13 protein-coding genes are annotated in these 14,267 nt (G+C 65.4%); 3 read left to right on the top strand and 10 right to left on the bottom strand.

The window, feature by feature from the left end:
* Nucleotides 1-213 precede the first annotated feature (213 nt).
* The 5 genes from ruvB to pdxT form a co-directional block, all read right to left on the bottom strand.
* Nucleotides 214-1,302 (bottom strand): Holliday junction branch migration DNA helicase RuvB, encoded by a 1,089-nt coding sequence (ruvB, locus tag ACFVYC_RS03910; protein WP_387546784.1) that lies wholly within the window; start codon nt 1,300-1,302, stop codon nt 214-216.
* Entirely contained in the window at nt 1,295-1,939 is a 645-nt protein-coding gene (gene ruvA / locus ACFVYC_RS03905) for a Holliday junction branch migration protein RuvA (protein ID WP_387546781.1), read from the bottom strand. The genes ruvB and ruvA overlap by 8 nt, the downstream gene beginning before the upstream one ends.
* A gap of 99 nt (nt 1,940-2,038) precedes the next feature.
* Entirely contained in the window at nt 2,039-2,617 is a 579-nt protein-coding gene (ruvC, locus tag ACFVYC_RS03900) for a crossover junction endodeoxyribonuclease RuvC (RefSeq protein WP_387546779.1), read from the bottom strand.
* A gap of 69 nt (nt 2,618-2,686) precedes the next feature.
* Nucleotides 2,687-3,442: a YebC/PmpR family DNA-binding transcriptional regulator gene (locus ACFVYC_RS03895; protein ID WP_387546776.1), complete on the bottom strand. Its 756-nt coding sequence runs from the start codon at nt 3,440-3,442 to the stop codon at nt 2,687-2,689.
* Nucleotides 3,443-3,445: 3 nt separating this feature from the next.
* On the bottom strand, nt 3,446-4,156 hold the full coding sequence (pdxT, locus tag ACFVYC_RS03890; protein ID WP_387546773.1) for a pyridoxal 5'-phosphate synthase glutaminase subunit PdxT: 711 nt from the start codon (nt 4,154-4,156) through the stop codon (nt 3,446-3,448).
* Nucleotides 4,157-4,246: 90 nt separating this feature from the next.
* On the opposite strand from pdxT, the gene ACFVYC_RS03885 reads away from it, so the two are divergent.
* Both ACFVYC_RS03885 and ACFVYC_RS03880 read left to right on the top strand, forming a co-directional pair.
* Nucleotides 4,247-5,539 (top strand): MurT ligase domain-containing protein, encoded by a 1,293-nt coding sequence (locus tag ACFVYC_RS03885; RefSeq protein WP_387546770.1) that lies wholly within the window; start codon nt 4,247-4,249, stop codon nt 5,537-5,539.
* Nucleotides 5,536-6,288, top strand: coding sequence for a type 1 glutamine amidotransferase (locus ACFVYC_RS03880; protein WP_387546767.1), 753 nt, complete (start codon nt 5,536-5,538; stop codon nt 6,286-6,288). Before ACFVYC_RS03885 ends, ACFVYC_RS03880 begins: the two co-directional genes overlap by 4 nt.
* 50 nt (nt 6,289-6,338) lie before the next feature.
* Here ACFVYC_RS03880 and ACFVYC_RS03875 read toward each other — a convergent pair whose 3' ends face one another.
* Entirely contained in the window at nt 6,339-7,601 is a 1,263-nt protein-coding gene (locus tag ACFVYC_RS03875; RefSeq protein WP_387546764.1) for a CapA family protein, read from the bottom strand.
* Nucleotides 7,602-7,686: 85 nt separating this feature from the next.
* Here ACFVYC_RS03875 and ACFVYC_RS03870 point away from each other — a divergent pair, with 85 nt between their 5' ends.
* Entirely contained in the window at nt 7,687-9,699 is a 2,013-nt protein-coding gene (locus ACFVYC_RS03870; protein ID WP_387546761.1) for a M3 family metallopeptidase, read from the top strand.
* A gap of 234 nt (nt 9,700-9,933) precedes the next feature.
* Here the strand turns inward: ACFVYC_RS03870 and pdxS are convergent, their stop codons facing one another.
* The 4 genes from pdxS to thrS all read right to left on the bottom strand — a co-directional run bounded on the left by pdxS (nt 9,934) and on the right by thrS (nt 14,234).
* Nucleotides 9,934-10,860, bottom strand: coding sequence for a pyridoxal 5'-phosphate synthase lyase subunit PdxS (gene pdxS / locus ACFVYC_RS03865; protein WP_387546758.1), 927 nt, complete (start codon nt 10,858-10,860; stop codon nt 9,934-9,936).
* A gap of 145 nt (nt 10,861-11,005) precedes the next feature.
* The gene (pgsA, locus tag ACFVYC_RS03860; protein ID WP_387546756.1) at nt 11,006-11,629 is read right to left on the bottom strand and encodes a phosphatidylinositol phosphate synthase; all 624 of its coding nucleotides are present in this window, start codon (nt 11,627-11,629) and stop codon (nt 11,006-11,008) included.
* A complete protein-coding gene (locus ACFVYC_RS03855; RefSeq protein ID WP_387546753.1) occupies nt 11,622-12,206 on the bottom strand; it encodes an HIT family protein in 585 nt (194 codons plus the stop codon). Before ACFVYC_RS03855 ends, pgsA begins: the two co-directional genes overlap by 8 nt.
* 18 nt (nt 12,207-12,224) lie before the next feature.
* The gene (gene thrS / locus ACFVYC_RS03850) at nt 12,225-14,234 is read right to left on the bottom strand and encodes a threonine--tRNA ligase (protein ID WP_387546750.1); all 2,010 of its coding nucleotides are present in this window, start codon (nt 14,232-14,234) and stop codon (nt 12,225-12,227) included.
* Between the last annotated feature and the right edge of the window lie 33 nt (nt 14,235-14,267).

The raw sequence follows: 14,267 nt of genomic DNA, 5'->3' as shown, positions 1-14,267 counted from the left end.
GTGGTGGTCTGGGCAGTGATATGTCCGAACACGGGGAAGTTCCATTCTGTACATGCGTAGAGCTGATTGACAGCGCCGTCCGCTTTGAACGTGTGGCCTGGCGCGAACTTGCGCCATCCGTCCACGGGCTGCTGGTGATGCTGCCTGCGGGAACAAAGACCCGAACGTGCCGAGCGTCATACCAGTCTAAAGGGAAAAACTGAAGGGAGCCTGTTATTGGCTTTGCGGAGCCCAGTCTTCAGTACCATCGGTTTCCCCGCCGGCAGGTTCGAAGAGGTCCAGGGGCTCCTGCGCGAAGACGCCGGCGGGGATGGCGTAGCCAAGGTGGGTCCACGCCGGAGCCATGGCGATCCGGCCCCGCGGAGTGCGGCCCAGGAGCCCCTCCCGGACCAGGAAGGGCTCGGCAACGGTTTCCACGGTTTCGGTTTCTTCCCCGACGGCGATCGCCAGGGTGGAGAGCCCCACAGGGCCGCCGCCGAACTTGGTGATCAGCGCCTCCAGGACCGACCGGTCCAGCCGGTCCAGTCCCCTTTTGTCCACTTCATACATGTCCAGCGCAGCGGACGCCGCCCGCGCGTCGATCTGTTCGATGCCGTGGACCAGTGCCCAGTCGCGAACCCGCCGCAGCAGGCGGTTGGCGATGCGGGGTGTGCCCCGTGAACGTCCGGCGATTTCGCTGAACCCGGCGGAGTTGACCTTGAGGTCCAGCAACCCCGCGGAGCGGCGCAGGACAAGCTCAAGCTCGGCAACGGAATAGAACTCCAGGTGCCCGGTGAAGCCGAACCGGTCGCGCAGCGGGCCCGGGAGCAGGCCTGCCCGGGTAGTGGCCCCCACCAGGGTGAACGGCGGAAGCTCCAGCGGAATTGCCGTGGCACCTGCTCCCTTGCCCACCACGATGTCCACACGGAAATCCTCCATGGCCATGTAGAGCATTTCTTCTGCAGGCCGTGACATGCGGTGGATTTCGTCCAGGAACAGGACCTCGCCCTCCGACAGGGAGGACAGGATGGCGGCCAGGTCTCCGGCGTGCTGGATGGCGGGGCCGCTGCTGATCCGCAGCGGAGCGTTCATCTCGGAGGCAACAATCATGGCCAGTGTGGTCTTGCCCAGGCCCGGCGGACCGGAAAAGAGCACGTGGTCCGCGCTCCGTCCGCGCATCCGGGAAGCCTGCAGCACCAGGGACAGCTGCTTGCGGACCCGGTGCTGGCCCACGAAGTCATGCAGGTTCTTGGGCCGGAGCGCTGCCTCGATGGCCCGTTCCTCCGGTTCCTCCCCCGCGGCCACCACGGACGGTTCAGCCACGGGTGCCTACGCGGTTACCGGCGCGTGCCCCGTCCTGGCCCAGCCAGCGAAGGGTGGTCCGCAGGATCTCCGGCACGTTGCCGCGGAAGGAAACTTCGGGCTCGTCAGCCAATGCCTTGTCAATACTTGCCGAAGCGTCCTTCTCGGACCAGCCGAGGCTGGTCATGGCGGCAACTACCTGAGGCTTCCAGGCAGCCTCGGCGGCGGTAGGCGCGCCGGCTGAACCGGCGGTGCCATGCGGAACCAGCTTCCCGGCGAGCTCCAGGACGATCCGGCCAGCCACCTTGGGGCCGATGCCCGGCACTTTAGTGAAGGTTTTGCTGTCCTCTGTGTGCGCCGCCACCCGGATGGCCTCCGGATCATGCACGGCGAGCACCGCCAGGGCCAGACGCGGACCCACCCCGCTGACACTGAGCAGGACATCGAAAACTTCGCGTTCGTCGTCGGACGCAAAGCCGAAGAGGGTGAGCGAGTCCTCGCGGACGATCAGGGACGTGAACAGCTGGCCCTCCTCTCCCGTGCGGAGCCGGCTGAGGGTCTGCGGCGTGGCGTTGACGCTCATTCCCGCGCCGTTCAGATCAATGACGGCCGTGGACAGCCCAACGTGCGCTACGGTTCCGCGAAGGAAACTGATCAAGGGCCTGGCTCCTGGTGTACCGCCGGACTGCACCTGTAAAGAGGGCCGGACCGGCTATCCGAACATATCTACGAATACCCTAGCAAGCAGCCAGGACAATCAGCGTGCGCGCCGCACCTTCGCTTCGGCCTCAGCCCACGCCCTCTGGGCCGGAGTCAGCGAAGAACTCCCCGGCCCGGTGGTGGCAACGGCTGCTCCGCTGCCTGCCCGCCAGGCATGCGTGATGGCCAGCGCCAAGGCATCCGCCGCGTCGGCCGGGCGGGGCGGCGCGTCCAGCCGAAGGATCTTGGTGACCAGCTTGGTCACCGCTTCCTTGTTGGAGTTGCCGCTGCCGGTGACGGCGGCTTTGACTTCCGACGGCGTGTGCAGCGCCACCGGAATCCCCCGGCGGGCGGCGGCGGCAATCACCACGCCGGACGCCTGGGCAACACCCATCACCGTGCTGACGTTGAGCTGGGAAAAGACCCGCTCGACGGCGAGGACCTGGGGCTCGTAGCGTTCGAGCCACTCGTCGATGGCCAACGCGATCACCAGGAGGCGCTGGTCCAGCGTTTCCTCCGGGGAGGTCCCCACGACGCCGACGGCCACCATGGTGGCGCGCCTGTTCCGTTCGACGTCCACCACCCCGATGCCGCAGCGGGTCAACCCGGGGTCAACCCCGAGTACGCGCAGCGTCACGGGCGCCCTCGTTTCAGTGGGCACCCGGAGTTCGGCGGGCAAGCCGGGTTCAGCAGGCAAGGCCGGGCGTCACTCGGATTCCAGGGCGGCCTGGACTTCGTCGCTGAGGTCGGCGTTGCTGTAGACGTTCTGGACGTCGTCGAGATCCTCCAGTGCGTCCACGAGCTTCATGAACTTCCTGGCGGCATCCAGGTCCAGGGGCACTTCCATGGACGGGACGAACTCGGCCTCGTCGGTGTCGTACTCGATCCCTGCATCCTTAAGGGCATCGCGGACAGCCTGGAGGTCTTTCGGATCCGAGTGGATTTCGAACGCCTCGCCGTTGTCCTTCACTTCCTCGGCGCCGGCATCGAGGACGGCCATCAGCACGTCATCCTCGGTGAGGTCCTTCTTCGGCAAAGTAACCACACCCTTGCGGCTGAAGAGGTAGCTCACCGAACCGGGGTCGGCGATGGTGCCGCCGTTGCGGGAGATCGCCAGGCGGACTTCCGAGGCTGCGCGGTTCTTGTTGTCGGTCAGGCACTCGATCAGCAGCGCAGAGCCCTGCGGGCCGCGGCATTCGTACATGATCTCGGTGTAGTCAACCACTTCACCGGTCAGCCCGGCGCCGCGCTTGATGGCGCGGTCGATGTTGTCAGCCGGAACGGAGGTCTTCTTGGCCTTGGTCACGGCGAGCTCGAGGCCCGGGTTGCCGGAGAGGTCCGGGCCACCCATGCGGGCGGCGACTTCGATGTTCTTGATCAGTTTGGCGAATGACTTGGCACGGCGGCTATCGAGAATGGCCTTCTTGTGCTTGGTCGTTGCCCATTTGGAGTGGCCTGACATGCTTTACGCTTCTCCTCTGATCATGCGGATAAAAAGTTCGTGTACGCGTTTTTCCCCAGTCACTTCCGGGTGGAAGGAGGTGGCCAGCAGGTGGCCGGAACGCACTGCAACAATTCTAGCCGTCCCCGGCAGCGGGACCGCGTGGGACGCGTGCTCCGGATCCGCCGGTTCCACCTGGGCCAGGATCTCCACGTCCGGGCCTACGCGCTCCACCCAAGGGCCCCGAATAAAGACCGCGTGGACAGGAGCTACGCCGGATTCGGTGGCGCTGAAATCCAGTCCCTTGAAGTCCAGGTCCGTTTCGAAGGACTCGCGCTGCCGGCCGAAGGCGTTGCGGCGCACAGTGATGTCCAGCCCGCCGAAGGTCTGCTGCGGCGCTCCGGAGAGGTCGGTAGCGGGGTCGGCGATGTCCGCGGCGAGCAGAATCATGCCGGCGCAGGAGCCATATACCGGCATGCCCGCGGCGATGCGTTCCCTGAGGGGCTCCGCCAGTTCGAAAGCCCGTGCGAGCTTGTCGATCGCGGTGGATTCGCCGCCGGGAATGATCAGCCCGTCCAGACCGTCCAGTTCCTTCGGACGGCGGATCCCTGCGCTCTCGGCTCCGGTTTCCTCAATGGCGCGCAGGTGCTCGCGGAAGTCACCTTGAAGCGCCAGGACGCCGATCCGCAGGCCGGAGCCAAGGCGCGCCGAAGGAGCTGAAGGGGATTTTGTCATCCGTCCAGCATACGGGGCGCGGCATTCCCCGGCCGCCGGGCAGCCCCCGCCGGCGGCAGGTCCATGCCTTGGCTGGGATATATTCGAATAATGCTCTATATCAGTGTTCCGCTCGGCAAGCTGGTCCGCCGGGTGTCCCGGCTACGGGGCGGCGGTTCCGCCCTGCCCGGGCTGGTGGTCGAAAAAATTGATCCCGGCTTTATGCGGCGGACGCTCACCACGCTCCCCCACGGCGTTGCCGTGGTCAGTGGCACCAACGGCAAAACCACCACCACCAAAATGGTGGTGGAGCTGCTCGAGAGCCAGGGGCTGAAAGTATTTACCAACCGCACAGGCAGCAATTTCACCCGGGGCGTTGCCGCGGCGCTGCTGGGCGAAGTGGACTGGCGTGGCCGGCTCGATGCGGACGTCGCTGTCCTGGAACTGGACGAGGCCCACGCCGTGCACTTCGTGAACAGCGTCCCTCCCCGCTACTGCCTGCTCCTGAACGTCCTCAGGGACCAGCTGGACCGGTTCGGCGAGATCGACAAGACGGCACAGCTGCTCCAGCACATCGCCGCCAAAACCACCGGGACTGTGGTGCTGAACCGGGAGGACCCGAGGGTTGCCCGGATCGCAGGCACCCTCACCGGGCAGGACGTCCAGTACTTTGGCCTGGACGATTCACTGCTGGACACCTTCCCCAACGACGACGACATGCGCGCCGCCCCCGGAAGTCCCGCCCCGGCGGCCCTGACGGAGAAGCCCGCTGCCGACGTCGTGCTCCGCAAAGTAGGCGCGGACAGCGCCGAATTTGAGTACGACGGCGTCACGGTCGCCACCGGGATGAAGCTGCGCGGCGTCTACAACATCTTCAATGCTGCCGCGGCGCTGACCCTCGCCCGGAGCATCTGCGGCGGCGGTGCCGCCACTGCTGACCACAACACACTGCTGGCAGCACTCGCGCAGGTTGCGCCGGCCTTCGGACGCGGTGAAAGCCTTACCGTGGACGGGCAACCGCTGGACCTCGTCCTGGTCAAAAACCCCAGCGGGTTCCGGCTCGGCCTGAAGTCCTTCCCGGCCGGCGGCTACGCCACCATGATCGCCATCAATGACAACTACGCCGACGGCCGCGACATGTCCTGGCTGTGGGATGTCGAATTCGACTCCCTTCGCGAAGGCGGAGTGGACCAGTTGACCGGCTCCCGTGCCTACGACATGGCCTTGCGCCTGCAGTACGACGACGTGCGGATCGGTGGGGTTGAGACCGACATTGCGCCCGCCCTTGCCGCCTTCATCCGGGAAGCCCAGGGGAAGCCAAAACGCATCTTCTGCACGTACACCGCCATGCTGGCGATTCGCCGCGAGCTGTCCAAAATCACCACCGTGGAGGTCGTCTCTTGAGCCAGGCAGGCGTGGATTCCGCGCAGGAAAGCAAGGGCACCATCCGGGTGGTGCAGCTTTACCCGCGCGACATGAACATCTACGGCGACTGGGGCAACGCCCTGGTCATTCAGCAGCGCATCCGGTGGCACGGCTACACTCCGGAGCTGCTCGAATACAACGTGGGCGATCCCTTCCCCGAAGACGTGGACATTATCGTGGGCGGTGGTGGCCAGGACAGCGGACAGCTGGTGATCCAGGATGACCTGCAGGCCCGCGCAGGAGTGTTGAAGGATTTGGCCGAGGACGGCGCCCCGATGCTGCTGATCTGCGGGCTGTATCAGCTTTTCGGCCGGTTCTTCAAAACGCGCACCGGAGCGGTGATTCCCGGGATCGGCGTCCTTGATGTCGAAACCCAAGGCACTGACGAGCGCCTGATCGGCAACGTCAAGGTGGCCACGCCCGAGTTCGGCGAAGTCCTGGGCTACGAGAACCACAGCGGCCAGACCACCCTCGGCAGCGGCGTCCGCCCCCTGGGCACCGTGGCCAAGGGCACCGGAAACAACAGCAGCGACGGCCACGAAGGTGCCCGCTACCGCAACATCGTGGCGAGCTACCTGCACGGATCACTGCTGCCGAAGAATCCGGCCATAGCCGACTTCCTGATCCGGACGGCTGCTGAGCGTAAGTTTGGGTCCTTCGACCCCGGCCAGCCGAACGACCGGTTCGCCGAACTCGCCAGGGAACACGCGGCCCGCCGCCCGCGCTGACCGGCACAGGGTCCAGCAGCCGACGGCGGCACTCCCCCTTCAGTGCGGACTTACGGTTCGCGGGTGATCAGTAACTCGCGGGCACCTGCCGCGCCCGCACCCCGCGATTCAACCACGGTGCGGGTCCGCTGCCTGGTGGCTGCGTCCGCATCCGGCCCGGCACACTGCCCCTGCGGGGCGTCGGCGCCTACCGAACACCAGCGGTAAGGATCGCGGACAATGACCGACGGCGCCCAGGCAAGATCGGTCGCGGACCATTTTCCGGAAGGGTCCTGGCCGAATTGCACCCTCACCAGCAGTCCCTCGTTGTTGACCACATACCAGGGAGACAGTTCGGTGACGCTGTTTCCCAGGCTGTACACAATCCAGGTGCCTTTGTAGTTTTCGATGGGCTGCACTGAGTGGGTGTGGTGCCCGTAGACCAGGTTGAACTGCCCACTGTCCACCAAGGCCCGCGCCACCTCCTGCTGCTGGGCGTTCGGCTCGCTGGCATATTCATCCCCGGCGTGCATCGCGGCCAGGACGATGTCCGCCCCCGCTGCCCGCGCCTTTTCGGCTTTGGCAATCATGGCTGGGGCGTCCAGCATGTCCACCTGCCAGGGATATTCGGGGAGAAGGCCGTTGAGCCCGTAGGTGGCCTGGATGACGGCAATTTTCGCTGCAGGTGTCTGCATCATGAGGATGCCGTGGGACTCATTCTCGGTGCGGTAGGAGCCGGTGTGCTTCAGGCCTGCCGCATCGAGGGCGTCGAGGGTGCGCAGCAGCCCGTCCGTGCCGCGGTCGATGGTGTGGTTGCTGCCCGTGGTGCATGCCTGGTAGCCCACTTGCTTGGTTGCGGGAATGATCTGGGGCGGGACGTTGAACGACGGGTACGAAGAGAAGGGGCCATCCGGGCCGGCCACCGGCGTCTCCTGGTGGCAGATGGCAAGGTCGCTGTTGTTGATGTACCGGCGTTGGCCCTCCAGGAGGGGCCCGAAGTCCATGCCCGGTGCGCCTGATACTGCGGCGTCCTGCTGGGCCTGCTGCCACAGTTCGTCATGGACAAGCATGTCCCCGGTGACCAGGACCGTGGTGCACCGGACAGCCGGGCAGCCTGGACCCTTGCCGGGCGTGGGTGTGGGACTCGCGGCACGCGCGGTGGCTGGGGCTGACGCGGGGCCGGAGCCAGGGCTTTGCGAAGCAGACCCGGCGGACCGCGGTGCCTGGCCGTCCTGCTCAGCAACCAGGCCGCAGCCGGCCAGCACCACAGCTGCGAGCAAGGCCCAGAGAGTGGCCCCGGCGCGCGGGGCAGCACCGCCCCTACTAATCCCCATAGCCGTCATTGTAGGTAAAGTCCCGGGCCGCCACGAGTATTTGGGGGTCGTTGAGAAGGCGTGGCCTCTATGGAAGATTTGCGTCATGACAAACCCCCTGCTCACTCCCAGCACGCTACCGTTCGCCCTGACACCGTTCGCGGACATTAAGCCTTCCCACTACGCAGAGGCGGCAGAGGCAGGATTCACGGAGCATCTGGCAGAAGTCCAGGCCATCACGGAGAACCCTGATCCCGCCACCTTCGACAACACGGCTGTGGCGATGGAGCGCTCCGGCCAGTTGCTCCAAAGAGCAGCTGCGGCGTTCTTCACGCTCGTTTCCGCCGACGCCCCGGAGGAGATCCAGGCCCTGGAAACCCAGCTTTCGCCGCGCTTTTCGGCCCACGACGACGAAGTGTTCCTCAACAGGGCACTCTACGAACGCTTCGCCGCGATCGAGGTGGCCGGCCTGGATCCGGAGTCGGAACGGCTGGTGGAGGAGTACCTGAAGGAGTTCCGGCAGTCCGGCATCCAACTTGGTGGGCCCGGGCAGGGGCGGCTTCGGGAGCTCAACGCGGAACTCTCCCGGCTGGGAACTGAATTCGGCCAGCGGGTCAAAGAGGGCATGAAGTCCGCCGCCCTCCTGCTCGAGGACCCCGCAGACCTGGCCGGGTTGCCGGCCGACGACGTTGCCGGCGCCGCTGCAGCCGCCCGCGCCGCCGGGCATGAGGGAAAATTCCTCCTGACGCTGATCCAGCCCAGCAACCAGCCAGCCCTCGCCGCCCTCGAAAACCGGAACATTCGGCGTCGGCTGTTTGAGGCATCCGTTGCGCGCGGCAGCAGCGGCGGGAACCTCGACGTACTCGAACTGGCCCGGTCAATGGCCGGCCTGCGCGCCGAAAAAGCTGCCCTGCTGGGTTTTGCCAACTACGCCGAGCTCGTGGTGGACCGCCAAACGGCGCCGGACTTCGAGTCGGTCCAGTCGATGCTGAACCGGATGGCACCCGCGGCGGTCCGCAACGCCGACCGTGAAGCCGCGGCTCTTGCCGAGGCTGCCGGGCACCCCCTGGAGCCGTGGGACTGGGCGTTCTATTCCGCCAAGGTCCGGCGCGAAAAATACGAAGTGGACGAGCAGGCGCTCCGGCCCTACTTCGAATTGGACCGGGTCCTCACTGACGGGGTCTTCTTCGCCGCCACATCCCTCTTCGGCATCACTTTCCATGAGCGGGGGGACCTGACCGGCTACCACCCGGATGTGCGCGTCTGGGAGGTCCGGAATGAGGATGGCAACGCTCTGGGGTTGTTCCTCGGTGACTACTACACACGCGAGACGAAGCGGGGCGGTGCCTGGATGAACTCCCTCGTGGATCAGTCCGCGTTGCTGGGAACCAAGCCTGTGGTCATCAACAACCTCAACATTTCCAAGCCGCCCGCGGGCGAACCCACGCTGCTGACCCTGGATGAACTGCGCACCACTTTCCACGAGTTCGGACATGCCCTGCACGGGCTGTTTTCCAACGTCACCTATCCGCGGTTTTCGGGCACTTCGGTTCCCCGGGACTTTGTGGAGTACCCGTCCCAGGTCAACGAGATGTGGATCATGTGGCCGGAAGTGCTGGCCAATTACGCGAACCACCACGCCACCGGTGAACCGCTCCCGCAGGACATCGTGGACAAGCTGAATGAATCCCGGCTCTGGGGTGAGGGGTTTGCCACCACTGAGTACCTGGGGGCAGCGCTGCTGGACCTGGCCTGGCATGTCCTGGGCAGCAGCGAGGTCCCGGAGGACGCCCTGGCTTTCGAGGACAAGTCCCTGGCTGCTGCGGGGATCGCCCATGCCCTGATACCGCCGCGCTACCGCACCGGCTACTTCCAGCACGTCTTCGCCGGGGCCGGCTACGCAGCCGGGTACTACTCCTACATCTGGAGCGAAGTCCTGGACGCCGAGACGGTGGACTGGTTCACCGAAAACGGCGGCCTCAACCGGACCAACGGCGAACGCTTCCGCCAGGAGCTGCTGTCCCGGGGAAACAGCCGCGACCCCCTCGAGTCCTTCAAGACCCTCCGGGGTCGCGAAGCCAAACTGGAGCCCCTGCTAAAGCGCCGCGGCCTCGACTAAAGCGGCACAGCCCCCAATTGAAGAAGTACGACGCCGGTCCCCACCAAAGCAGGTGAGGAACCGGCGTCGTCATCACTCAGGCGAAGCGACCCGCAGCGACAGGCGGGGGTGATCCGGCAGCTTGCGTAAAAGGGGCCCCGCGCCCAGGCTCGCCGCGAAGCGGCTTAGCAGGGCGCGGGGAATAGCAAGCAGAGGATCAGCGCCGCCAGGCGCCCCAAAGCCGCGAAGAGCGAGTTACCAGCCGCGCTCGGCGAGGCGGTGCGGCTGGGGGATCTCGTCGACGTTGATGCCCACCATGGCTTCGCCCAGGCCGCGGGAGGCCTTGGCGATGACGTCGGGGTCATCAAAGAAGGTGGTGGCCTTCACAACGGCGGCGGCGCGCTGGGCGGGGTTGCCGGACTTGAAGATGCCGGAGCCGACGAACACGCCGTCAGCGCCGAGCTGCATCATCATGGCGGCGTCGGCCGGGGTGGCGATGCCGCCGGCGGTGAACAGCACCACGGGAAGCTTGCCGGCAGCGGCAACTTCCTTGACCAGTTCGTACGGTGCCTGCAGTTCCTTGGCGGCGACGTACAGCTCGTCCTCGGGCAGGGCAGCGAGCTTGGCGATTTCGGCGCGGATCTGGCGCATGTGGCCGGTGGCGTTGGAGACGTCGCCGGTGCCGGCCTCGCCCTTGGACCGGATCATCGCCGCGCCCTCGTTGATGCGGCGCAGCGCCTCACCAAGGTTGGTGGCGCCACAGACGAAGGGAACCTTGAACTTCCACTTGTCGATGTGGTTGACGTAGTCGGCCGGGGTCAGGACCTCGGACTCGTCAATGTAGTCCACGCCCAGGGACTGCAGGACCTGGGCCTCCACGAAGTGGCCGATCCGGGCCTTGGCCATGACCGGCACGGACACGGCGTCGATGATCTTGTCGATCATGTCAGGATCGGACATGCGGGACACGCCGCCCTGGGCACGGATATCGGCCGGAACGCGTTCCAGCGCCATCACAGCAACGGCACCGGCGTCTTCGGCGATGCGGGCCTGTTCGACGTTGACGACGTCCATGATGACGCCGCCCTTGAGCATCTCAGCCATGCCCCGCTTCACGCGGCTGCTGCCCGTGACGCTGTTCGCGGACGAACCGGCTTCGCTGCTTACATCAGGTGTAGACACAAAAACCCCTATGGGTAGATAGATGACCTTCGCCGGGCGTGCAGGGCGGCAGGAAGATGCCATCTGTGCACACACCGGGTTGCCGGATCCATTGACCGGGCAGTCCTAATACTAGTCTCACCGCGCCCGGCGGGCTTAATTCGTGTTAATCGGCCGGGGAGGGTTCCGCAAGGGCCTGGCGGCGTACCGACACCACGCGCTGGACCACCGTGATGAAGCTGGCGAGGGCGAGCAGCACAAGCGTCACCAGCAGTACCACCTGCGGCAGTCCGAGGCCGGTAAATCCGGTGACAACCAGCACGGACACGAGGCGTTCGGCGCGTTCTGCTATGCCGATGTTGGCGGTGAACCCCAGGGACTCCGCCTTCGCCCGGGCGTAGGAGACCACCATGCCCAGGACCAGGCAGACGACGGCGGCCACGGCGATGGGCGTATTGGCACCGCCGGTGAAGAACCAGACAGCCAGCCCGGCAAAAAGGGCGCCGTCCGCGATCCGGTCCAGGGTGGAGTCAAGGAAGTTGCCCCAGCGGCCGCCCACCGCCTGCATCCTGGCCATGATGCCGTCCAGGACGTCGGAAAAGATGAACGCGGTGATGAACAGTGTCCCCCACCAGAGCTGCCCGAGGGGGTAGAAGACAAGGGCTCCCACCACCACACCGGCCGTGCCGATGATGGTCACCGCATCCGGTGAGACCCCGATCCGAAGGAGCCAGCGGGCGAGCGGGGTGAACAGCGCGGTGAAGAACCCGCGGGCGTGCCGGTTAAGCATCCGTTTCCCCGGGCCAGGCGTCGGCGACCTGTTGGCGGACCTCGTCAAGGGTCTGCGTAATCGCCTTGGTCTGGGCGATGATGGGGAAAAAGTTCCCGTCACCGCCCCAGCGCGGAACGATGTGCTGGTGCAGGTGCGCGGCGATGCCGGCGCCGCCCACAACCCCCTGGTTCATGCCGAGGTTGAATCCGCCGGGGTTTGATACTTTCCGCAGGACCCGCATGGCCGTCTGGGTCAGCTCGGCGAATTCCGCGGTCTCCTCGACGGTCAGGTCCGTGTAGTCGGGGATGTGGCGGTACGGGCAGACCAGAAGATGCCCCGGGTTGTACGGAAACAGGTTCAGCACAACGTAGCAGGTCTTCCCCCGGTACACGATCAGCGCATCCTCATCGGTCCGGCCCGGACCGATGCAGAAGGGGCAGTCGTTTTCGTTCTTGAACTGGTGCTGGCCGCCTTTGATATAGGCCATGCGGTGCGGAGTCCACAGGCGCTGGAAGGCGTCCGGGACACCGGCGAGGTCAAAGTCGTCGGTAACGCCGGCATCCCCTGGATATCCTGCGCCTGTGTTCTCCTGCACGGTGCTGTTCCGTTTCCGCTAGCTGGTCCGGTTACGGACGGCTTCCGTGATCCGCTTGACTGCCTCTGCCACGGGCACGCCGTTGTCCTGGCTACCGTCACGGAAGCGGAAGGATACAGCGCCTGCCTCGGCGTCGTCGCCGCCGGCGATCAGCACGAACGGAATCTTGTCCTTGCTGGCGGTGCGGATTTTCTTGGGGAACCTGTCCGAGGTGGTGTCCACCTCGGCCCGGATGCCTGCCGCCTTAAGCTGGTCGACGACGTCGAACATGTACTCGTTGAACGTCTCCGCAACGGGGATGCCCACCACCTGGACAGGAGAGAGCCAGGCGGGGAAGGCGCCGGCGTAGTGCTCGGTGAGGACGCCCATGAAGCGTTCGATCGAGCCGAACAGTGCCCGGTGGATCATCACTGGACGCTGGCGGGTACCGTCCGCGGCCTGGAATTCCAGTTCGAACCGCTCAGGAAGGTTGAAGTCCAGCTGGATGGTGGACATCTGCCAGGTGCGGCCAAGCGCGTCCTTGGCCTGAACGGAGATCTTCGGACCGTAAAACGCCGCGCCGCCCGGATCCGCGACCAGCTCAAGGCCGGATTCCTCTGCCACCTCGGCGAGGGTCCGGGTGGCTTCCTCCCAGGCTGCGTCCTCGCCGACGTACTTCTCCGGGTCCTTGGTGGAGAGCTCCAGGTAGAAGTCGTTCAGCCCGTAGTCCTTCAGGAGCTCCAGCACAAACGTCAGGGTCTTGGTGAGTTCTTCCTTCATCTGCTCGCGGGTGCAGTAGATGTGGGCGTCGTCCTGTGTCATGCCGCGGACACGGGTGAGGCCGTGCACCACGCCGGACTTCTCGTACCGGTAGACCGAACCGAACTCGAACAGCCGCAGGGGCAGTTCGCGGTAGGAGCGTCCGCGGGACCGGAAAATGAGGTTGTGCATGGGGCAGTTCATCGGCTTCAGGTAGTAATCCTGTGCCGGCTTGCGGATGGTGCCGTCGGCGTTGAGTTCCTCATCCACGCGCATGGCGGGGAACATGCCGTCCTTGTACCAGTCCAGGTGGCCGGAAACCTCGTACAGGTGGCCCTTGGTGATGTGCGGGGTGTAGACGAACTCGTAGCCGGCGTCGACGTGGCGCTGCCGCGAGTAGTCCTCCATCTCCTTGCGGATGATGCCGCCCTTGGGGTGGAACACAGGCAGGCCCGAGCCGAGTTCATCCGGGAAGGAAAAGAGGTCCAATTCGACGCCGAGCTTGCGGTGGTCACGCCGCTCTGCTTCGGCGAGGCGTTCCTGGTACGCCTTGAGTGCGTCCTTGGTGGGCCATGCCGTGCCGTAGATCCGCTGCAGCTGCTGGTTCTTCTGGTTGCCCAGCCAGTAGGCGGAGGATGACCGGGTAAGGGCGAAGGCGTTGGAGATGAGTTTGGTGTTGGGCAGGTGCGGGCCGCGGCAGAGGTCGCACCAGACGGTGGTGCCCTCCTTGCGCTCCACGTTGTCGTAGATGGTGATGTCGCCGGCGCCAACCTCTACGTTGACGCCTTCACCGGCTTCGGCGGCGTCGTTTTTCCTGCCCAGCAGTTCGAGCTTGTAGGGCTCGTTCTTCATCGCTTCGCGGGCCTCGTCCTCGGAGACCACGCGCCGGACGAACTTCTGGTTCTGGTTGACGATTTTGAGCATCATCTTTTCGAGGGTCTTGAGGTCCTCGGGGGTGAACGGCTCAGCGACGTCGAAGTCGAAGTAGAAGCCGTCGGTGATGTACGGACCGATGCCCAGCTTGGCGTCCGGGCGCAGTTGCTGGACGGCCTGGGCCATCACGTGGGCGGTGGAGTGCCGGAGAACGTTCAGGCCGTCGGGGGAATCGATGGTGACGCCTTCGACGTCGGCGCCCTCCGGAAGTTCCTGGTCCAGGTCCTTCAGCTCGCCATTGACACGGGCTACAACAACATCACGGCGCTCAAAGAAGAGTTCCGCACCGGTTGTCCCGGTAGTCACCTTGGTCTCTTCGCCATCGACGATGAGGGTGATCTGCTGGGCATCTGACACGGGTGTCTCCTATTCAAAGTTTCAGGCTTCATA

It is taken from the genome of Pseudarthrobacter sp. NPDC058329, from assembly GCF_042879835.1.
Classification (GTDB): Bacteria; Actinomycetota; Actinomycetes; order Actinomycetales; family Micrococcaceae; genus Arthrobacter.
Note: the sequence above shows the minus strand (reverse complement) of the source record. Positions and strands in the feature narration are given on the sequence as shown.